Genomic DNA, 18,862 nt, shown 5'->3' with positions numbered 1-18,862 from the left:
GGCTACTGCACCGGCGGATCGCCCGAGGTGCGCTTCTTGGCGAGGTCCATCTCGGTGACTGCGATCAGGATCTCGGCGCGGGTCTTCAGGTCGGGCGCTTCGAGCATCGCCTGCTTCTCGGCCGGACCGTAGGGCGACATCATCGCCAGCGCATTGACCAGCGCCTCGTTGGGCGCGGACTCGATGCCTTCCCAATCGACCTTCAGATTGTTGGCCTCCAGGAAATCGGCGAGCACCTCGAGCAGCGCCTTGCGGTCGACGGCGTCCTCGCCCTTGCGCGCGGTGAAGTCGCCGGTGAAGGAGAAGAAGTCGACCTTGCACTGCCGGTACGCCGTCTGCACGATCAGCTCCTCGACCACCTTGAAGCGCGCCACGCCGGTGAGTTCGAGGATGTAGCGGCCGTCGCCGGATTCGGCGAGCTGGGTGATGCGGCCGACGCAGCCGATCCGGAACAGCGCCGGCTTCGCCTCCTTGTGCGAATGCGCCACGTCGGGCTGGATCATGCCGATCAGGCGATGACCGTCGCGCAACGCATCGTCGATCATCGCGAGATAGCGCGGCTCGAAGATGTTGAGCGGCATCTGGCCGCGCGGCAGCAACAGCGCGCCCGGCAGCGGGAACACCGGGATGATCTCGGGGAGATCGCCGGGCCCGCGATATTCGGCATTGATCGGCATCTGCGGTCCCGCTGCTGTGACGGGCGTGCGTTACGAGAACAGGATGGTCGACAACCGCTTGCGGCCCTCGACGGTTGCCTCATCGGTGCCGCCCCACGCCTCGAAGAACTGCACCAGCTGCTTGCGCGCGCCGTCGTCGTTCCACTTGCGGTCACGCTTGACGATCGCAAGCAGTTGCTCGGTCGCCTCGACGCGCCTGTTCATCGCATTGAGCGCGGTCGCAAGATCGAACCGGGCCTGATGATCGAGCGGGTTTGCGGCGACTTTCTGTTCCAGCTCGGCGATCGGGCCGACCGACTGCGCCTGTTCGGCGAGATCGATCGCCGCCTGCACCGCCTTCACCGCGGCGTCGTTGCGCTTGGATTCCGGCACCATCGCCAGCGTCTGCTTGGCCTGCTCGACCGCACCCGAGGTGACGTAGCATTTGGCGAGGCCGGCGAGCGCTGCGATGTTGGTGGCGTCGTGCGCCAGCACCTCGGCATAGATCTGCGCGGCCTGGGCGGCGTCGCCCTCGGCCAGCACGGCGTCGGCCTCGGCCAGGATCTCCGCGAGATTGGGCTCGCCGGGGGCCGGCACGCCCTTGGTGATCTTGTCGATGAAGGCGTTGATCTGGCTCTCCGGCACCGCGCCCATGAAGCCATCGGCGGGCTGGCCGTTGACGAAGGCGATCACGGCCGGGATCGACTGGATGCCCATCTGGCCGGGGATCTGCGGATGCTCGTCGATGTTCATCTTGACCAGCTTGACCCGGCCCTTGGCGTTATTGACCGCCTTCTCCAGCAGCGGCGTGAGCTGGCGGCAGGGGCCGCACCAGGGCGCCCAGAAGTCGATCAGGACCGGCTGACGGCGCGATTCCTCGATGACGTCCTTGACGAAGGTCTGGGTCGTCGTCTCCTTGATCAGATCGGGCGCTGCCTGGGGCGTGGGGCCGCCCTGCTCCATTATTGTCACGTTGTCCTCGCCTGCTTCTGAGGTCGGAAATCCGGTGGCGTTCTAGCACGCCCGGAACGGTGCGTTCAGCCGTTCTGTCAGCCTAGAGCATGAATCCTGGAAAAGTGGGAACCGGTTTCCCGGGATCACGCACCGTAAATGGCAGTCAGCCGGCAAAATTCAATCGCTGGCCGCCCGCTCCCGTTCCATCGGAGATCGGGTGGGCTCGGGCCGCGATCCGGCCGATGCTGGCGATCCTTCATGGCAGCAGGGGATCGCCCATGGCGAAGGCCTATTACAGCACCGTATTCGAGCAGCCGGCCGGCGAAGTCTGGAAAATCATCCGCGATTTCAACAATTACCCGGTCTGGGTCCATGGCGCGGGGACCAGCGAGATCGAGGACGGCAAATCCGGCGACACCGTCGGTGCCGTGCGCAACGTGCTGTACCGGGAGCGCCGGATCCGGCAGCGGCTGCTCGCTCAGTCCGATGTGGAGCGCTCCCAGACCTACGAATTCGTCGACAGCCCGACCCTGCCGGTGACGGATTTCCGTGCCACCCTGCGCGTGACCCCGGTGGTCGACGGCGACCGGGCCTTTATCGAATGGTGGGCGGTGTTCGATTGCGACGCGATCAGCCGCGTCGAACTGGCGCAGACCCTGACCGGCTGGTTCGAGACCTGGCTCGAATCGCTGCGGGATGAGATGGCTCTGGGGCCTGTTCCGGCAAAAACCTGAAAAGAAATCCACGACGCGGCTGGTTTCGGCCGATTCGGGGTCAATTTTTAAGGAAACAATGCGATTTCGTGAAGTTCGGACCGCGCTCTTGTGTTGCATTCACAGGCAGCTTTTGGCATAGGTCTGCCGTTGCCGGCGAGCGATCGCCGCCATTTCGGATGCGGGTGTAGCTCAGTGGTAGAGCACGACCTTGCCAAGGTCGGGGTCGAGGGTTCGAGCCCCTTCGCCCGCTCCAAAATATCTCGCTGACCGAGCTGACAATCTGATGAAGGCCCGCTGATGAAGCCCCGCCATTGGCGCGGGCTTTTTTGTTGTTCGGGCGGTGTTGTGATCTCGTGGCCAAGATGAAGCGGCCCGCGATGGCCGCTTCTGGCCGCTGCCGCGCGTGAGCGACGCGGCGGATGTCAGGACCTGCGAGTCAGTCTGTCCCGCCGGCGCGGTGAAGCTGCATTCCGGCTCCGACATCGATAGCGCCACAACCGAAGCGGGCGGCAGCTACAAGGCGCTCGCAGATGCATTCCGAATTCCGGCGCGCGATCGTGGCGCCATGCGCGTGCGGCGCCGCCGCGGCCATCGGACTGTCGCCGATTGCGACGCGGACACCATGACGCTGCGGACCGGCGACATCATCGCCGCCGACGACGGTTTCAAGATCGCGGCGATCTTCGGCGGGCAGAAGCGCAGTGTGTTGTGCAGGCTCTGCCGAACGCACAGGCGATCGGGCTTTCGCGCCTCTGGTCGCGATAGACACGATCACGAGCGTTAGCTTCGCTCGAATATTACGCCGCAGTGCAGAATGCCTTGTTATCAGGCAGCTCGCGCGGGAAAACTTCGCCTCAAATTTCGTCTCAACTAGTTTTGACGCAGCGCACACCGCTGCATGCGCTTTTCAGCGTCGATGGATGTGCTACCATTTTGCCGTCTGACCTACCTCACAGACCGCCACCATCATCTCTCAGGGCGTTCAAAATCAATAACAGGCAAGCTGCAATGGCTTGCGTAGGGGAGTGACGCGATGAAATCCGCTTTCAATCGATCAATACTTGCGTTCGCGGCGATCGCGCTGCTGGCGGGGACGACCTTCGCCAGTGCGCAGCAACAGACAGACAAGAACCGTGCACTGAAGAAGTACGAATCGGGCACCAAGGAATTCTGGACCCATCCGCCGGATGACTGGTTCCTCGGCGACGAGACCGAGGCGCAGAAGGGCCTCGCCCCGCCGTCCGGTCCGCCGACCGGTGCGTCCGACGCCGAACTCGCCACCATGATGAAGAAGATCAAGCTGCCGCCGGGCTTCAAGATCGAGGTCTATGCCTCGAACGTGCTCGCGGCGCGGCAGATGGCCTGGGGCGACAAGGGCACGCTGTTCGTCGGCTCGTTCGGCCTCGGCAACGTCTATGCGATCAAGGACAACAACGGCAAGAAAGAGGTCAAGACCATCCTCAAGGGCCTCAACATGCCGACCGGGCTCGCCTTCAAGGACGGCGCGCTTTACGTGATCGCGGTCGACAAGCTGATCAGGTACGACAACGCCGAAGCCAATCTCGACAATCTCGGCAGCGGCAAGGTGGTGTATGACGACATGCCGTCCTACGCGGCGCATGGCTGGAAATACATCGCCGTCGACAAGGAAGGCTGGTTCTTCATTCCGTTCGGACCGCCCTTCAACATCGGCATCCCGCCGACCTCGGTGTCGCAGATCCGCCGCGTCGATCCCAAGACCGGCAACGCGGAAATCTATGCGCTCGGCGTGCGCAACTCGGTCGGCGGCGACGTCGATCCGCGCACCGGCAAGTACTGGTTCACCGAGAACGCCCGCGACTGGATCAGCGACGATCTGCCGAGCGACAAGCTCAACATGATCTCGAAGATCGGCGAGCATTTCGGCTATCCGTATTGCCACCAGGGCAATCTGCCGGACACCAAGTTCGCGATGGGTCACAAGTGCTCGGAGTTCACCCCGCCGGTGTACAATCTCGGTGCGCACGTCGCTCCGCTCGGCATGAAGTTCTATACCGGCAGCCAATTCCCGGCCGAGTACAAGAACGCGATCCTGATCGCTGAGCACGGCTCCTGGAACCGGCATAAGTACCAGGGCGGCCGCATCGTGAAGATCACCGCGAGCCCCGACGGCAAGAACGCCAAGCAGGAGATCTTCGCCGACGGCTGGATCCAGGGCGACCAGGGCTATCTCGGCCGTCCCGCCGACATCCTGCTCGACAAGGATGGCTCCATCCTCGTCGCCGACGACTGGGCCGGTGCGATCTATCGCATCAGCTACAGCAAGAAGTAACGGTTGAAACGACGTGAGGCTGCGGTGGCCATCGGGCGGCCGCAGCCTCAATCGTGATCGGCCTCGGAACCACTCGTCATGCCCGGACTTGATCCGGGCTCCATCCCAACAAAAACCCTTCAACAAGCGCGATGGATTGCCGGGCCGTCCTCGATCGGGTCGAGGACAGGCGCCCGGCAATGACAGCCGGAGAAACTGATAATGCGTCATGCGTCGCTTGGAATTCTGTCAGCGGCCATCCTGCTGGCGTCGTCCGCCCAGGCGGCCGACAATGCCGCCGTCAAGGAGAAGGCCGAGGTCTGCGCCGGTTGCCACGGCGACAACGGCATCTCGCAGACCGAGAACATCCCCTCGCTGGCCGGCCAGCTCGACCAGTACATCCAATGGCAGCTGGTGTTCTTCCGCGCCGGCGCGCGCAAGAACGAGCAGATGCAGCCGATCGTCGAGCAGCTCAGCAACGAGGACATCCGCAATCTCGGCGCCTATTTCGCCGCGCTGACGCCGTTCAAGGGCGGCAAGGACGACAATCCGGACTTGTCCGAGAAGGGCAAGCAGGCCGCCGCCGGCCGCCGCTGCGCCTCATGCCACGGCGATACTTTCGCCGGCACAAAGGCGGTCGCCCGCATCGCCGGCCAGCGTGAGGAATATCTCGTCAAGGCGCTGCACGACTACAAGTCGGGTCAGCGCTCCGGCGGCGCCCAGGCCGCGATGGCCGATGTGGCGTATCCGTTGAGTGACGAGGAGATCACCGCGCTCGCGCATTATCTGGCGCATTTGTGAGAAGTCGCTCGCGCTTTCTTATCCTCCCCTGGAGGGGGAGGATCGGCGCGAATGAAATGAGCGACGAGGTGGGGTGACGGTCTCTCCACTCGAACAGTGCCCGTGTTGAGAGATCACCCCACCCCGTCTCACATTCCGCTTCGCTTCATGTGAGCCGACCCTCCCCCTCCAGGGGAGGGTGGAAGTTACCCCCGCTGCTTCTCATACGCCTTGAGATGCGTGTAGGCCGTGCGCAGTTTCGGCACAGGGATCTTCGCCGCGTCGGCGCGCACGATCAGGTCGCCGATCACGTGATCCGCTTCGACCGGCAAGCCGGCCTTGATGTCGCGGAACATCGATGCGGTCATCGGCGAGCCTTCGGTGGTCAGCAGCCCGCGGGTGCGCTGGAAGAACGGTCCACCCGGCCCATGGCCGGCGTCGGCGGCGATCGCGCTGCATTCATCGAGGATGCCGAGCAGGAAATCCTGGCCGCCGGGCGCGGCCAGGATGTTGCCGACCGAGGTCCGCATCAGGCTGGTGGAGGCTGCGAGCGAGGCCAGGAACACCCACTTCTCCCACATGTCCTGCATCACATGCTCGCTGGCATTGGCGCCGTTGATGGCGGAGAAGGTTTCCGCGATCGCGCGCACCCGGTCCGACAGGCCGCCGGCGCGCTCGCCGAAGCCCAGCGACTGCATCGGCTGCAGCTGCACCACCTCGCGCTTCTCGTTCAGCGTCGCCGCGATCGCGCACAGGCCGCCGAGCACATGCTGGGCGCCGAACCTCTTGTCCAGCGCATCGAGATGCAGCATGCCGTTGAGCAGCGGGATGATCGCGGTCTTGTCGCCGACCGCGGGCGCAAACGACTTGATCGCGTCCTCGAGATCGAATGCCTTGCAGCTCAGCAGCACGACGTCGAATTTGTCCGAGAGCTTGTCGGCCTGCACGGTCGGCGGGTTGTTCAGCGTGACGTCGCCGTTCGGGCTCTTGATCACGAGCCCGGCCGTGGCGAGCTCGGAGGCGCGGCGAGGCCGGACGAGGAAAGTGACGTCGCGACCGGCCTGAAGCATCCGGCCACCGAAATAACCGCCGATCGCACCGGCGCCGACCACGAGAACCCGCATGGGAATTTGTCCTTCTTTGTTGTCGCCCGGAGCAGGGGCGAAATAGCGAATGAGGGTGGCGAATAGATAAGGATGCTGTCCGACTATTCGCTACCCGCTATTGGCCACGCGCTCATCTCACTTTCCCGACACCAGTTCCTCGACCTCGCGCAGCTGCTCCTTGCCGAAGAAGATCTCCTTGCCGACGAAGAAGGTCGGTGAGCCGAATGCGCCGCGCTCCACGGCCGATTGGGTGTATTCGATCAGCTTGCCCTTGACGTCGGCGTCCTGCGCGCGGGCGAACAGCTTTGCGGCGTCAAGGCCGGAGGATGCCAGCGCTTTGCCGGCGATCTCCGGGTCGTCCATCTTCTTCGGCTCGACCCACATGTGGTGGAAGGCCGCCTCGATGTATCTCTCGTATACGCCCTCGAGCTGGGCGGCGACCGCCGCGCGCATCAAATTCAGCGTGTTGACGGGGAAGAACGGGTTCCAGGTGTAGGGCTTGACGTTGAAGCGCTTGAGGAAGCGCTCGGTCTCGATCTTCATGAATTCCGGCTTGTTCTTGACGCCGGCCAGCGTCTCGGCCGGCGACTTGTTGTTGGTGGCCTTGAAGATGCCGCCGAGCAGGACCGGAACATATTCGAACTTGACGCCGGTGCGCTGTTCGATCGCCGGGATCGCCTCATGGCTGAGGAACGCGTTGGGGCTGCCGAAATCGAACAGGAATTGCGGATTTGGGCTCACGGCGGTCTCTCCCTCGGCCTGTCTGGTTTAGGCTTGCTTGTGTTTCGCTAGCATGGGCCTGCTGCGGCAGGCACTATGCGTAGAATATGATACTCATCATGTGAGCCGCGGCGCGCGATGTCAAATCAGCCGCTTGATGGTCTGCTTGCGCCATACCAGGGCGTAATAGGCCATCTGCAGCACGAACATGGTTGTGAAGGTGGCGGGATAGGCGATCCAGATGCCGCTGACGCCGATGGCGCGGCTGAGCACCACCGCGACCGGCACCTCGACCAGCGCCATGGCCAGGATCGAGATGAACAGCGGCATCCACACCGTGCCGCCGGCGCGCATCGCGCCGGAGAACACCGTCGCCATGCCGAACAGCACCATGCTCCACAGCACGATGTAGAGAAGCTGCTGCGCCAGCGCGAGCACGGCGCCATCGACGATGAAGAAGCCCATCAGCGGCCGCGCAAAGAGATAGCCGAGCACGACCAGCCCGCCGGTCAGCGCGAGGTTCATCTCGATTCCGGTCCGGACGATGGCGCCGACCCGGGCGGAATCGCCGCGGCCGATCGCCTGTGCGCCGAAGATCGACACCGATATCGCGATCGAGATCGCCGGGAACTGCACATAGCTGATCACCTGGTTGACGGCGCCATAGGCGGCGGTGGCGTCCGAGCCGAAGCCGTTGACGAGGCCGAGCAGCACCAGTTCGGCGAGCGAGACCACCACCATGCCGATTGCGGTCGGAATGCCGAGCCGCAGCACGATGCGCAGCAGCGCGCCGTCCGGCCGCATCGCGCGCAGGAACGCGGCGTCGAAGGCCAGCGGATGCTTGTGCCGCAACATATGAACGTGAAGCCAGAGCAGCGTCACCACGCCCGAGACCGCGGAGGCGATTGCGGCACTGGCGACGCCGAGCATCGGCAGGCCGAGCCAGCCGCGGATCAATGCGGGCGTCACCACGAGGCCGACGACGGTCGAGACCGTCAGCGCCACCAGCGGCGTCACGGTGTCGCCGACGCCGCGCATCATCGCCGCGAGCAGCAGGAAAGCGAAAGTCACCGGCATCGTGATCATCATGATCCGCGCATAGGACACCGCGGCGTCGAGAACATCAGGCGGCGTGGCGAGCGCGATCAACAGCGGCCGGGCGAACAGGCCGCCGAGGACCGCGATCGCCAGCGCCAGCAGCAGCGTCACGGTCATGGTGGTGCCGGCGACCGCCTTGACCCGGTCAGGCTCGCCGGCGCCCCAGGCCTGGCCGATCATGACCGAGGCGCCGGCGCTTAGGCCGATCACGAAGGAGATGAAGAAGAACATCACCGGGAAGAACACCGACGCAGCCGCCAGCGCGTCGACGCCGATCATCTGGCCGAGATAAATGCCGTTGATGGTGCCGAACAGCGACTGCAGCACGTTGCTCAGCAGCATCGGCGCCAGGAACGACAGGAAGGCTTTGCGTAGAGAAGGAGGCTTTGACACGTTCAACTTCCAGGAATGGTACCGAGCTTATGCGACTTGGTGAGTAGGTCAGGCAGCACTGCACCGCTGTCGTCCCTGCGAAGGCAGGGACCCATACTCCGCGGCCTTGCCAGGGGCACGCGGCCAGTTCGACGCGCTGCAACGCTCTTCAGTGGTTATGGGTCCTTGCCTTCGCAGGGACGACATCCCGTTCGAGGTTATTCGTCCACACTACTCAAACTGAATTAGTCCGCTTGATCGCTATAGGCGAGCTTGATCGCGTGGTCGCGGATATCGGCCGGCCAGTCCGCGATCAGCGTCGCAAAGCGGCGCCGGTCATGTGCGAACAAGGCGCGGATCGCATCCTCGTAGTTCGGCCGGTTGCCGGCCATCACAGTCATGAAGCGATAGGCGGCATCCTGCGCGCTGCGCGTGCGGTCCTTGTCTCCGCTCGAGCGCCGGGCGTCGTCGATCAGCTTGCGGATCGCAACCGATGCGCCGCCTTTCTGCTGCGCGAGCCAGTCCCAATGGCGCGGCAACAGCGTGATCTCGCGCGCGACGACGCCAAGCTTCGGCCGCCCGGGACCGCGCGGCGCGGCCGGTGTTGCCGGCTCCCCGTCGAGGGAAGACGCGGGCTTCGGCAGCCGCGCCAGCACGTCGTCGAGCGAGCCGCGGAAATCGATGTCGACCAGCGCCGAGGTGCGGCCGTTGAACACCAGGATCGCGGCGTCCTTGCCCCGGTCGAGGTGTTGCTTGGCGGCACGCGCAACCTCCGGGAGGTCACCTGCGCCGATGCGGTGCTCGCCTTCGAAGGCGACATAGGCAGGATTCATGGTAGACCTCTCCGATTGCACGGCAAATTGCCCGGATCATTCTTGGCGATCGCGCCGGCTGGACCTCGACTTTTGTGTTCCCGGCTGGCACCAAACGCCGCCCGATTGCGCCGACATTTCAGAGGACGCCCATGCTGACGGTTCATCATCTCAACAATTCCCGCTCGCAGCGCGTGCTGTGGCTGCTCGAGGAATTGGGCGTGCCCTACGAGATCGTGCGCTATCAGCGACAGCCCGATATGCGGGCGCCGAAGGAGCTGCGCGCGATCCATCCGCTCGGCAAGTCGCCGGTCGTTACCGACAATGGCAACACCATCGCGGAATCCGGCGCGATCCTCGAATACATCATCGCGACCTACGGCAATGGCCGCCTGATCCCGCCGGCCGATACGCCGGAGCGGCTGCGCTACACCTATTGGCTGCACTATGCCGAGGGCTCGGCGATGACGCCGCTGCTCTTGAAGCTGTTGTTCACGCTGATGCCGAAGCGCGCGCCGGCGCTGCTGCGGCCGCTGGTGCGCAAGGTGTCCAACACGGCACTGTCCACGCTGGTCAATCCGCAGATCAAGCAGCACATGGCCTATTGGGAGGGCGAGCTCGGCAAGAGCGAGTGGTTCGCAGGCCACGAATTCTCCGGCGCCGACATCCAGATGAGCTTTCCGCTCGAGGCGGCCGCCGCGCGCGGCGGGCTCGAGGACGGCCATCCCCGGTGCGTGGCGTTCCTGGACCGCATTCACGCCCGCCCGGCCTACGCGCGGGCGCTGGAAAAGGGCGGGCCGTACCAGGTCGGCCGATAAGGTCGCAGTCATCGCGGCAGCTCGAGCAGCGGCAGCAGCCGCGAATCCGCCAGCGCCGCGGTGCGGTGTCCGATGCCGGCGAGGTAGGCCTCCGCCACCGCGAAGGCGAGGAACGCGCCGCGGCTCTTCTGCCGGATCAGCATCGCGCGGTCCCAGCGCTCGCCCTCCGGCCCGACCAGGAACGCGCCGCCTTCAGCCATGAACAGGATGTCGCCGCCGCTCTTCCGCAGATGCGGCAGCGTGTGCGCGACGTAGCGGTTATAGGCCTCCGCTCCCGTGATCGGCTGTGGCGGGGCGAGCTCCGGGCTTTGCGAATAGTCGGCGATCTCGCGGAAGCGCAGCAGGTTCAGCATCACCAGCTCGCCGGCGATTTCGCGCTGGGCAAAGTCGCGGCCGGCGTTCCAGGTCGGCTCCAGATAGCAGGCGGCGGTGTCCATGTTGGTCGTCCCATCGAGGTTGATGGGCGTTTTTACCCGGGCATAATTGCGTTGTCAATAATACCCGGATATAAATAGTTCACCGTGACGACAGGAGCCGCCATGAAGACCGAGGATCGCAAGCTCGCCATCGCCGACTACAAGAAGCGCGCTGCCGTCGCCGGGGTGTTCGCGATCCGCTGCCGCGCGACCGGCGAGGTCTGGGTCGGGCAGGCGCCCGACCTGGAGAAAATCCAGAACCGGATCTGGTTCACGCTGCGGATGGGCAGTCATCGCAATGCCGAGCTGCAGTGCGCGTGGTCGGCGCATGGCGCCGACGGCCTCTCGCTCGAGACGCTGGAGCGGATCGAGGACGAGGAGCTCGCCTATGTGCGCGATACGCTGCTCAAGGAGCGCGTGCAGCACTGGCGCACGCAACTGAACGCGTCCGCGGTCTAACCTAGCGCGCCGGCAGCGCCTGCACGGTGACGCCGGGCGGCGGCACGTCGTCGTCGGGCACGAAGAAATCCGACATCAGCGGCACCGAGGGATCGACGCGATAGCGCTCGAAGTCGCGTACGCCATTGGCATAGAGCACCTTGTCGTCGATGCAGAAGTGCCCGGTAAATTCGCGCGACGGCCGCGTGATGATCGCATAGGCCGCATCGCCCATGATCTCCGGCGTGCGGCTCGCGCGCATCATGGCGTCACCGCCGAGCAGATTGCCGACCGCGGCGGTCGCGATCGTGGTGCGCGGCCACAGCGCGTTGACGGCAATGCCGGCCGATTTCTGCTCGCCGGCCAGCCCGAGCACGCACATGCTCATGCCGAATTTCGCCATCGTGTAGGCGGTCGAGTGCTCGAACCATTTCGGCTTCATGTCGAGCGGCGGCGACAGCATCAGGATGTGCGGGTTCTCCGCCTTCTTCAGATGAGGGATGCAGTATTTCGACACCATGAAGGTGCCGCGGGTGTTGATTCCCATCATCAGGTCGTAGCGCTTCATGTCGGTCGCCTGCGAGGGCGTCAGGCTGATGGCGCTGGCATTGTTGACGCAGACGTCGATGCCGCCGAACGCGGCGACGGTCCGCTCGATCGCCGCCATCACCTGCGCTTCGTCCCTGATGTCGCAGACGACCGGCAGCGCCTTGCCGCCGGCGGCGCGGACCTCGTCGGCAGCGGTGTAGATCGTGCCCTTCAGCTTCGGATGCGGCTCCGCGGTCTTCGCCGCAATCGCGACATTGGCGCCGTCACGCGCCGCGCGCAGCGCAATCGCAAGCCCGATGCCGCGGCTTGCACCCGAGATGAACAGCGTCTTGCCTTTGAGCGATGTCATGAGACCACTCCTCTGAAGTTAGGGACGCACCATGTCCGGCTCCCTCTCCCCCTGTGGGAGAGGGTTGGGGGTGAGGGGTATCTCTCCATACGGCGTACTGTGCGGATGGACCGCGACCCCTCACCCGGATTGCATCTGCCGATGCAACCCGGCCTCTCCCACAAGGGGAGAGGCGAAGCGAGCGGCGCGGTCATCGCATCACCTCATCTGGCTCCTACCCATCCGCATGCAGCACACGCCCGCGGGTTTCCGGCAGCGCGTAGGCGGCGACGAAGAATACGCCGTAGGCCGCCACCGCGAAGATCGCGATCGCATTTGCGAGCGTGGTCGTGGTCGAGAGCGCGCCGACCAGGAACGGGAACAGCGCGCCGATGCCGCGGCCGAAATTGTAGCAGAAGCCCTGGCCGGAGCCGCGCAGCCGGGTCGGGTACAGCTCGGTCAGGAAGGCGCCCATGCCGGAGAAATAGCCCGAGGCAAAGAAGCCGAGCGGGAAGCCCAGCACCCACAGCACCTCGTTCGACAGCGGCAGCTGGGTGTAGAGCAGCACCACCGCGATGGCGCCGATCGAGAAGATTAGGAACAAGTTGCGCCGCCCGATCCGGTCGGCGAGCCAGGCGCCGACCAGATAGCCGATGAAGGAGCCGATGATCAGCGTCGCGAGATAGCCGGTCGAGCCGACCACCGAGAGCTTGCGCTCGGTGGTGAGGAAGCGCGGCACCCAGAAGGTGATGGCGTAGTAGCCGCCCTGCATGCCGGTCCCGACCAGCGACGCCAGCAGCGTGGTCTTCAGGATCGGTCCGTGGAAGATCTCCCACAGCGCGGCGGGGCCGCTGCCGGAGGCCTGCTGCTGCGCCATCGTCGCGGCGGAGATTTCCGGCTCGGTGACGTAGCGGCGCAGATAGAACACCAGCAGTGCCGGCAGCGCGCCGATCACGAACATCCAGCGCCAGGCGTTTTCCGCCGGGAGCACCGAGAACAGGATCGCCTGCGCCAGCACCGCAAGGCCCCAGCCGATCGCCCAGCCCGACTGCACCGAGCCGACCGCGCGGCCGCGATATTGCGGCCGGATCGCTTCGCCGATCAGCACCGCGCCGGCCGCCCATTCGCCGCCGAAGCCCAAGCCCAGCAGCGCGCGGGCGATCAGTAGCTGGTCGAAATTCTGCACCACGGCGCAGACCAGCGAGAACAACGAGAACCAGATGATGGTGAGCTGCAGCGTCTTCACCCGGCCGATCCGGTCGGAGAGATAGCCGCCGAGCCAGCCGCCGACGGCGGAGGCCAACAGCGTCACGGTGCCGGCGAGGCCGGCGGTGCCGGGGTCGACCTTCCACAGCGTGATGATGGTGCCGATGACCAGCGGATAGATCATGAAATCCATGCCGTCGAGCGTCCAGCCCGACGCGCAGGCCCAGAACGTGCGCCGCTCCTGCAGGTTCATGTCGCGATAGAAGGCGAGGAGGCTGGTGTCCTCGATCTCTGCGACTTCGATTGATTTGGTTTCGGCCGTGCTCATGCGCGTTCCCCGGAGAAATCGTTCACCGGCTGTTTGCGATCCGCGGCCGGAATTGCGCGGACCGCCAATCTATCGCGATGTTGCAGGCCGGGCAAAGCCGGGTTTTAGTATCCCGCAGCCTCCGAGCCGCGCGTGCGGGGATCTGGCGCGCCGAGCAGACCATTGGTCGTGACCACGATCGAGTTCGCGGAGGAGTAGCCGAGCGGCTCGACCAGCCTGTGGCCCTTGGCCTTCAGCTCGGTCAGCACCTCGTCGGGAAAGCCCTTCTCGATCCGGACCTCGTCGGGCAGCCATTGATGATGCATGCGGGGCGCCGCGACCGCGGCCGCGATGTCCATCCTGTAATCGATCACGTCGACGATGATCTGCGTCACCGCCGAGATGATGCGGCTGCCGCCGGGCGAACCCGTCACCAGCACCGGCTTGCCGTCCTTCAAAACGATGGTCGGCGACATCGACGACAGCGGGCGCTTGCCGGGGCCGGGCAGATTGGCCTCGAAGCCGACCAGGCCGAAGGCGTTGGAGGCGCCGGGCGCCGCGGTGAAATCGTCGAGCTCATTGTTGAGCAGCACGCCGGTGCCGTCGGCGACGAGGCCGACGCCATAGGGGAAGTTCAGCGTGTAGGTGTTGCTGACGGCGTTGCCGGCGGCATCGACGACGGAGTAATGCGTGGTGTTGTCGCCCTCATGCGGCGGCTTGGCGTTGCGCACGTCGGTCCAGGGCGTGGCGCGGGCGAGATCGATGGTGGCGCGCTGCCGGGCGGCATAGTCCTTGTCGATGAGCAATTGCGTCGGCGCGTCGACGAAGGCGGGGTCGCCGAGATAGCGGGCGCGATCGGCATAGGCGCGCTTCATCGCCTCGATCATGACATGCAGCGAGGCCGCCGAGCCCTGCTTCATGTCCGACATCTGAAAGCCTTCGAGGATGTTGAGGATCTCCAGCAGCACGACGCCGCCGGAGGAAGGCTGCGGCATCGAGACGAGGTCGTAGCCGCGATAGAGGCCGCGGATCGGCGTACGGATCACCGCCTGGTAGGACTTCAGGTCCGCGAGCGTGAAGATGCCGCCGGCATTCCTGATGCCGCTGACGAGCTTTTCGGCGACCGCACCCTCGTAGAAGCCGCGCGGACCTTGTTCGGCAATCGCGGACAATACGCCGGCGAGATCGCCCTGGATCAGGCGGTCGCCCTCGTGCAGCGGGGTGCCGTCGGCATGCGAGAACGTCCTGGCCGAATTGGGCCAGCGCGACATCCGGCGATACATGTCCGCCAGCGTGTCCGATGTGTCGTCGGTGACGATGAAGCCGTCGCGCGCCAGATCGATCGCCGGCTTGAGGATCTGCGCCAGCGTGAACTTGCCGGAGCCGTATTTCTCCAGCGCCAGCGCGAGGCCCGCGACCGTGCCGGGCACGCCGATCGCGAGCGCGGAGTTGCGCGACTTGTCCGGATCGGGCTTGCCCTCGGCGTTGAGGAACATGTCGCGGGTTGCGGCCTGCGGCGCGGTCTCGCGGTAGTCGATCGCGACATCTTCATTGCGGTCGGCGAGATGGATCACCATGAAACCGCCGCCGCCGATATTGCCGGCGCGCGGATAGGTCACGGCCATCGCAAATCCGGTGGCGACCGCGGCATCGACCGCATTGCCGCCCTGCCGCAGGATGTCGGCGCCAGCCCGCGCCGCGAGTTTCTCCTGCGCCACCACCATGCCGTGTTCGGCGCGAATGCTGCGAGCAGTGTCAGTGGTTGAGGGTTCGTAGGCGCGGCGCTGCACCTGACTGAAGGCTGATGTCGCGATGCCGGTCATCAGGAGGGCGGCAAACAGCCGCCGCGACATCATTGCTGTCAGCGCCATCGAAATGTCCTGCCCTGTCCATCGCCGTATCAGCCAAACCGGCCCATGCTATATGGGAGCGGATTGAAGCGGCAAAAGCCTGCCCGTGGTTCGAGTTGGGGAATATCTTTCGCGATGACGGCAACAATGCAGACGGGCGCCGATGAGGCGAAGGCCGCCACCAAGGTTTATCCTGGCCGCGCCGCCGTCATCAGCTGGATCTTCTTCGACTGGGCCGCGCAGCCTTACTTCACGCTGATCACGACCTTCGTGTTCGCGCCCTATTTCGCGAGCTTCGTCGCTTCCGATGCGGCAAGCGGGCAGGCGCTGTGGGGCTTTGCGACTGCCGCGGCGGGACTGGCGATCGCGTTGCTGTCGCCGGTGCTGGGGGCGATCGCCGATGCCAGCGGCCGGCGCAAGCCATGGATCGCGGTCTTCGGCGCGCTGCTCGTGGTCGGATCGAGCGCGATGTGGATCGGCAAGCCCGGCAATCCCGACATCATTCCCATGCTGCTGTTGGCCTACGCGATCGCGAGCGTCGGCGTCGAGTTCGCGACCGTCTTCAACAACGCGATGATGCCGACGCTGGTGCCGCCGGAACGGATCGGGCGGCTGTCCGGCACCGGCTGGGCCACCGGCTATGTCGGCGGCATCCTCAGTCTTATTCTCGTGCTCGGCTTCCTCGCCGCCAATGCCGAGACCGGCAAGACGCTGTTCGGTTTCACGCCGATGTTCGGGCTTGATCCCGCGATGCATGAGGGCGACCGCATCACCGGGCCGTTGACCGGGTTGTGGTTCATCATCTTCGTGACGCCGATGTTCCTGTTCACGCCGGATTATCCGGCGAAGCGTCCATTGCGTGAGGCGCTCGGCGAAGGCCTGCGCGAGCTCAGGGAATCATTGGCGAGCCTGCCGAAGCAGAAATCGCTGGCGCGGTTCCTGCTGGCCAACATGATCTACACCGACGGGCTGGTCTCGCTGTTCGCGTTCGGCGGCATCTATGCCGCCGGCACGTTCGGCTGGGACACGATCCGGATCGGCACCTTCGGCATCATCCTCGCGGTCGCCGGGACGTTTGGCGGCTGGCTCGGCGGCAAGCTCGACGATCGGTTCGGGCCGAAGCGCGTGATCACCGGCAGTCTCGTGATCCTGCTGTTTGCGATCGTGGTGATCCTCACCGTGAACAAGGATTCCATCCTGTTCATTGCGGTGGCGCCGCCGGTGCCCGGTGGCCCCCTGTTCGCGGGCGCGGCCGAGCGCGCCTACATCGTGCTGGGCTGCCTGATCGGCGCCACCGGCGCACCGTTGCAGGCGGCCTCGCGCTCGCTGCTGATCCGGCTCGCGCCGAAGGATCGCATCGCGCAGTATTTCGGCCTGTTCGCGCTGACCGGCAAGGTGACGTCGTTCATCGGCCCGCTCCTGATCGGCGCGATCACCGCGGCGACCGCGAGCCAGAAGTACGGCATGGCCGTGCTGGTGGGGTTCTTCGTGGTGGGGCTGGCGTTGCTGGCGAAGGTGGGGGAATAATCCATCGCCGGGACGACCATGCTGAGAGATCAATGCCTACAGCTTCGTAGCCCGGATGGAGCGAAGCGCAATCCGGGGTCTTTGGTCCGCGGAGAGATCGTCCCGGATTTCGCTCCGCTCCATCCGGGCTACGGTCGGATCAATGCCTGAAATGCCGGACGCCGGTGAACACCATGGCGATGCCGTGTTCGTCGGCGGCCTTGATCACCTCGTCGTCGCGCATCGAGCCGCCGGGCTGGATCACCGCGGTGGCGCCGGCTTCGATGCAGGCCAGCATGCCGTCGGCGAACGGGAAAAACGCGTCGGAGGCGACCACCGAGCCTCTGGTCAAGGGCTCGGCGAGCTTCAGCTCGGCCGCCGCATCCAGCGCCTTGCGCGCCGCGATGCGCGCCGAATCCACCCGGCTCATCTGGCCGGCGCCGATGCCGACGGTGGCGAGATCCTTGGCGTAGATGATGGTGTTCGACTTGACGTGCTTGGCGACCCGGAAGGCGAATTTGAGGTCGCGCAGCTCGGCGTCGGTCGGCGCACGCTTGGTCGCGACCTTCAGGTTCATGTCCTCGATCACGGCGTTGTCGCGGCTCTGCACCAGGAGGCCGCCGGCCACGGTCTTGGCAGTGAGCCCGACCGCGCGCGCGTTCGGCAGGCCGCCGGCGAGCAAGAGGCGCAAATTGCGCCGGCCGGCGATGATCGCAATCGCCTCCTCGGTCGCATCGGGCGCGATGATGACTTCAGTGAAGATGCCGATGATGGCGCGCGCCGCGTCGGCATCGAGCGTGCGGTTGACCGCGATGATGCCGCCATAGGCCGAGGTGGAATCGCAGGCGAGCGCACGGGCATAGGCGGTGGCGAGATCGGGACCTTCGGCGACGCCGCAAGGGTTGGCGTGCTTGACGATCACGCAGGCCGCGGTGCGCTGCGGGTCGAACTCGCCGACGCATTCATAGGCCGCATCGGTGTCGTTGATGTTGTTGTAGGACAGTTCCTTGCCCTGCAGCTGGCGTGCAGTCGCAACGCCCGGCCGCTTCTCCGGCGTGGCATAGAACGCCGCGGTCTGGTGCGGGTTCTCGCCATAGCGCAGCGACTGGATCAGTTTGCCGCCGAAGGCACGGAAGTCCGGTGCCTTGGTGTCGAGCTGCACCGCGAACCAGTTCGAGATCGCGGCGTCATAGGCGCCAGTGCGCGCATAGGCCTTGGCGGCGAGCCGCCGGCGCAGGGCAAGCGAGGTCGCACCCTTGTGCGCGGCGAGCTCGTCGAGCACGGCCTGATAATCGTTCGCCTCGACCACCACGGCGACGTCGTCATGGTTCTTGGCCGCGGCGCGGATCATCGCGGGACCGCCGATGTCGATATTCTCGATGCACTCCTCGAAGCCGGCGCCCTTATCGACGGTGGCCTCGAACGGATAGAGGTTGACGACCAGGAGATCGATCGGCGCGATGCCGTGCGAGGCCATCGCGGAGGCATGTTCCTTGTTGTCGCGGATCGCGAGCAGGCCGCCATGCACCTTCGGATGCAAGGTCTTGACCCGCCCGTCCATCATCTCCGGAAAACCGGTGAGCTCGGAGACGTCCTTGACCTTGAGCCCGGCTGCCGCAATCGCCTTGGCGGTGCCGCCGGTCGAGACCAGCTCGACGCCATGGTCGGACAACGCCTTGGCGAAATCGATCAGTCCGGTCTTGTCGGAAACGGACAACAGAGCGCGGGTCACGCGGCGAAGCTGCTCGGTCATATCGGAAAATCCCTGGCTGTTAAGGCAGCCCGGTAGCATGGTTTTGTGCGGTACGAAACCGGTACATGCGCCTGATTCCCGGGATTCTAACCCCGTCATCCTGAGGTGCGAGCGCAGCGCGTCTCGAAGGATGCACGGCCCGGCTAGTGGCCGTCGACCCTTCGAGACGCCGCTTCGCGGCTCCTCA

The 18,862-nt window shown here is 65.3% G+C and carries 18 protein-coding genes and 1 tRNA gene; 8 read left to right on the top strand and 11 right to left on the bottom strand.

Annotation, left to right across the window (positions count from 1 at the left end):
- Positions 1–2 precede the first annotated feature (2 nt).
- The gene (locus BRSPCE3_RS24615) at positions 3–677 is read right to left on the bottom strand and encodes an LON peptidase substrate-binding domain-containing protein (protein ID WP_244068878.1); all 675 of its coding nucleotides are present in this window, start codon (positions 675–677) and stop codon (positions 3–5) included.
- A 30-nt stretch (positions 678–707) separates the two neighbouring features.
- Positions 708–1,628, bottom strand: a complete 921-nt coding sequence (gene trxA, locus BRSPCE3_RS24610) for a thioredoxin (protein ID WP_244068877.1) — start codon at positions 1,626–1,628, stop codon at positions 708–710.
- 260 nt (positions 1,629–1,888) lie between these two features.
- Between trxA and BRSPCE3_RS24605 the strand changes: the two genes are divergently transcribed.
- The 5 genes from BRSPCE3_RS24605 to BRSPCE3_RS24585 all read left to right on the top strand — a co-directional run bounded on the left by BRSPCE3_RS24605 (position 1,889) and on the right by BRSPCE3_RS24585 (position 5,417).
- Complete coding sequence (locus tag BRSPCE3_RS24605; RefSeq protein WP_244068876.1) at positions 1,889–2,344, top strand: SRPBCC family protein; 456 nt, start codon at positions 1,889–1,891, stop codon at positions 2,342–2,344.
- Positions 2,345–2,504: 160 nt separating this feature from the next.
- A tRNA-Gly gene (locus BRSPCE3_RS24600) sits at positions 2,505–2,579 on the top strand.
- Positions 2,580–2,729: 150 nt separating this feature from the next.
- Positions 2,730–3,110: a DUF2865 domain-containing protein gene (locus BRSPCE3_RS24595; protein WP_244068875.1), complete on the top strand. Its 381-nt coding sequence runs from the start codon at positions 2,730–2,732 to the stop codon at positions 3,108–3,110.
- A 249-nt stretch (positions 3,111–3,359) separates the two neighbouring features.
- Entirely contained in the window at positions 3,360–4,637 is a 1,278-nt protein-coding gene (locus BRSPCE3_RS24590) for a sorbosone dehydrogenase family protein (RefSeq protein ID WP_244068874.1), read from the top strand.
- Positions 4,638–4,838: 201 nt separating this feature from the next.
- Positions 4,839–5,417, top strand: coding sequence for a cytochrome c (locus BRSPCE3_RS24585; RefSeq protein WP_244068873.1), 579 nt, complete (start codon positions 4,839–4,841; stop codon positions 5,415–5,417).
- Positions 5,418–5,602: 185 nt separating this feature from the next.
- Here BRSPCE3_RS24585 and panE read toward each other — a convergent pair whose 3' ends face one another.
- The 4 genes from panE to BRSPCE3_RS24565 form a co-directional block, all read right to left on the bottom strand.
- Positions 5,603–6,520, bottom strand: a complete 918-nt coding sequence (gene panE, locus BRSPCE3_RS24580) for a 2-dehydropantoate 2-reductase (protein WP_244068872.1) — start codon at positions 6,518–6,520, stop codon at positions 5,603–5,605.
- 117 nt (positions 6,521–6,637) lie between these two features.
- Positions 6,638–7,243 (bottom strand): 2-hydroxychromene-2-carboxylate isomerase, encoded by a 606-nt coding sequence (locus BRSPCE3_RS24575; protein WP_244068871.1) that lies wholly within the window; start codon positions 7,241–7,243, stop codon positions 6,638–6,640.
- A gap of 120 nt (positions 7,244–7,363) precedes the next feature.
- Positions 7,364–8,662 carry an MATE family efflux transporter gene (locus BRSPCE3_RS24570; protein ID WP_375709961.1) on the bottom strand — a complete coding sequence of 433 codons (1,299 nt, stop codon included), beginning with the start codon at positions 8,660–8,662 and terminating at the stop codon, positions 7,364–7,366.
- 275 nt (positions 8,663–8,937) lie between these two features.
- Positions 8,938–9,525: a DUF2239 family protein gene (locus tag BRSPCE3_RS24565; protein ID WP_244068869.1), complete on the bottom strand. Its 588-nt coding sequence runs from the start codon at positions 9,523–9,525 to the stop codon at positions 8,938–8,940.
- A gap of 131 nt (positions 9,526–9,656) precedes the next feature.
- On the opposite strand from BRSPCE3_RS24565, the gene BRSPCE3_RS24560 reads away from it, so the two are divergent.
- Positions 9,657–10,322 (top strand): glutathione S-transferase family protein, encoded by a 666-nt coding sequence (locus BRSPCE3_RS24560; RefSeq protein ID WP_244068868.1) that lies wholly within the window; start codon positions 9,657–9,659, stop codon positions 10,320–10,322.
- A gap of 8 nt (positions 10,323–10,330) precedes the next feature.
- Here BRSPCE3_RS24560 and BRSPCE3_RS24555 read toward each other — a convergent pair whose 3' ends face one another.
- Complete coding sequence (locus tag BRSPCE3_RS24555; protein ID WP_244068867.1) at positions 10,331–10,759, bottom strand: DUF1330 domain-containing protein; 429 nt, start codon at positions 10,757–10,759, stop codon at positions 10,331–10,333.
- A 102-nt stretch (positions 10,760–10,861) separates the two neighbouring features.
- Here BRSPCE3_RS24555 and BRSPCE3_RS24550 point away from each other — a divergent pair, with 102 nt between their 5' ends.
- Entirely contained in the window at positions 10,862–11,197 is a 336-nt protein-coding gene (locus tag BRSPCE3_RS24550) for a GIY-YIG nuclease family protein (protein ID WP_244068866.1), read from the top strand.
- A gap of 1 nt (position 11,198) precedes the next feature.
- Here the strand turns inward: BRSPCE3_RS24550 and BRSPCE3_RS24545 are convergent, their stop codons facing one another.
- From BRSPCE3_RS24545 to ggt, 3 genes are all read right to left on the bottom strand, one after another.
- Positions 11,199–12,074, bottom strand: coding sequence for an NAD(P)-dependent oxidoreductase (locus BRSPCE3_RS24545; RefSeq protein WP_244068864.1), 876 nt, complete (start codon positions 12,072–12,074; stop codon positions 11,199–11,201).
- Between the two features lie 214 nt (positions 12,075–12,288).
- Positions 12,289–13,587, bottom strand: a complete 1,299-nt coding sequence (locus BRSPCE3_RS24540; RefSeq protein ID WP_244068862.1) for an MFS transporter — start codon at positions 13,585–13,587, stop codon at positions 12,289–12,291.
- 104 nt (positions 13,588–13,691) lie between these two features.
- The gene (gene ggt / locus BRSPCE3_RS24535) at positions 13,692–15,437 is read right to left on the bottom strand and encodes a gamma-glutamyltransferase (RefSeq protein WP_244068861.1); all 1,746 of its coding nucleotides are present in this window, start codon (positions 15,435–15,437) and stop codon (positions 13,692–13,694) included.
- Between the two features lie 126 nt (positions 15,438–15,563).
- On the opposite strand from ggt, the gene BRSPCE3_RS24530 reads away from it, so the two are divergent.
- Positions 15,564–16,943: an MFS transporter gene (locus BRSPCE3_RS24530; RefSeq protein WP_244068860.1), complete on the top strand. Its 1,380-nt coding sequence runs from the start codon at positions 15,564–15,566 to the stop codon at positions 16,941–16,943.
- Positions 16,944–17,082: 139 nt separating this feature from the next.
- Here the strand turns inward: BRSPCE3_RS24530 and purH are convergent, their stop codons facing one another.
- Complete coding sequence (gene purH, locus BRSPCE3_RS24525) at positions 17,083–18,675, bottom strand: bifunctional phosphoribosylaminoimidazolecarboxamide formyltransferase/IMP cyclohydrolase (protein WP_244068859.1); 1,593 nt, start codon at positions 18,673–18,675, stop codon at positions 17,083–17,085.
- Between the last annotated feature and the right edge of the window lie 187 nt (positions 18,676–18,862).

This window comes from Bradyrhizobium sp. Ce-3, assembly GCF_022835695.1.
In the GTDB taxonomy this organism is placed as follows: Bacteria; Pseudomonadota; Alphaproteobacteria; order Rhizobiales; family Xanthobacteraceae; genus Bradyrhizobium.
This window is presented reverse-complemented; position numbering and strand designations above follow the sequence as displayed.

What these genes read in the sequence shown, in the direction of transcription:
- BRSPCE3_RS24585 (WP_244068873.1), top strand. Translation starts at nt 4,839, where the DNA reads ATGCGTCATGCGTCGCTTGGAATTCTGTCAGCGGCCATCCTGCTGGCG.
- BRSPCE3_RS24540 (WP_244068862.1), bottom strand. Translation starts at nt 13,587, where the DNA reads ATGAGCACGGCCGAAACCAAATCAATCGAAGTCGCAGAGATCGAGGAC.
- BRSPCE3_RS24605 (WP_244068876.1), top strand. Translation starts at nt 1,889, where the DNA reads ATGGCGAAGGCCTATTACAGCACCGTATTCGAGCAGCCGGCCGGCGAA.
- BRSPCE3_RS24530 (WP_244068860.1), top strand. Translation starts at nt 15,564, where the DNA reads ATGCAGACGGGCGCCGATGAGGCGAAGGCCGCCACCAAGGTTTATCCT.
- BRSPCE3_RS24560 (WP_244068868.1), top strand. Translation starts at nt 9,657, where the DNA reads ATGCTGACGGTTCATCATCTCAACAATTCCCGCTCGCAGCGCGTGCTG.
- BRSPCE3_RS24590 (WP_244068874.1), top strand. Translation starts at nt 3,360, where the DNA reads ATGAAATCCGCTTTCAATCGATCAATACTTGCGTTCGCGGCGATCGCG.
- purH (WP_244068859.1), bottom strand. Translation starts at nt 18,675, where the DNA reads ATGACCGAGCAGCTTCGCCGCGTGACCCGCGCTCTGTTGTCCGTTTCC.
- BRSPCE3_RS24545 (WP_244068864.1), bottom strand. Translation starts at nt 12,074, where the DNA reads ATGACATCGCTCAAAGGCAAGACGCTGTTCATCTCGGGTGCAAGCCGC.
- BRSPCE3_RS24615 (WP_244068878.1), bottom strand. Translation starts at nt 677, where the DNA reads ATGCCGATCAATGCCGAATATCGCGGGCCCGGCGATCTCCCCGAGATC.
- BRSPCE3_RS24555 (WP_244068867.1), bottom strand. Translation starts at nt 10,759, where the DNA reads ATGGACACCGCCGCCTGCTATCTGGAGCCGACCTGGAACGCCGGCCGC.
- BRSPCE3_RS24565 (WP_244068869.1), bottom strand. Translation starts at nt 9,525, where the DNA reads ATGAATCCTGCCTATGTCGCCTTCGAAGGCGAGCACCGCATCGGCGCA.
- BRSPCE3_RS24570 (WP_375709961.1), bottom strand. Translation starts at nt 8,662, where the DNA reads ATGCTGCTGAGCAACGTGCTGCAGTCGCTGTTCGGCACCATCAACGGC.
- panE (WP_244068872.1), bottom strand. Translation starts at nt 6,520, where the DNA reads ATGCGGGTTCTCGTGGTCGGCGCCGGTGCGATCGGCGGTTATTTCGGT.
- BRSPCE3_RS24550 (WP_244068866.1), top strand. Translation starts at nt 10,862, where the DNA reads ATGAAGACCGAGGATCGCAAGCTCGCCATCGCCGACTACAAGAAGCGC.
- ggt (WP_244068861.1), bottom strand. Translation starts at nt 15,437, where the DNA reads ATGGCGCTGACAGCAATGATGTCGCGGCGGCTGTTTGCCGCCCTCCTG.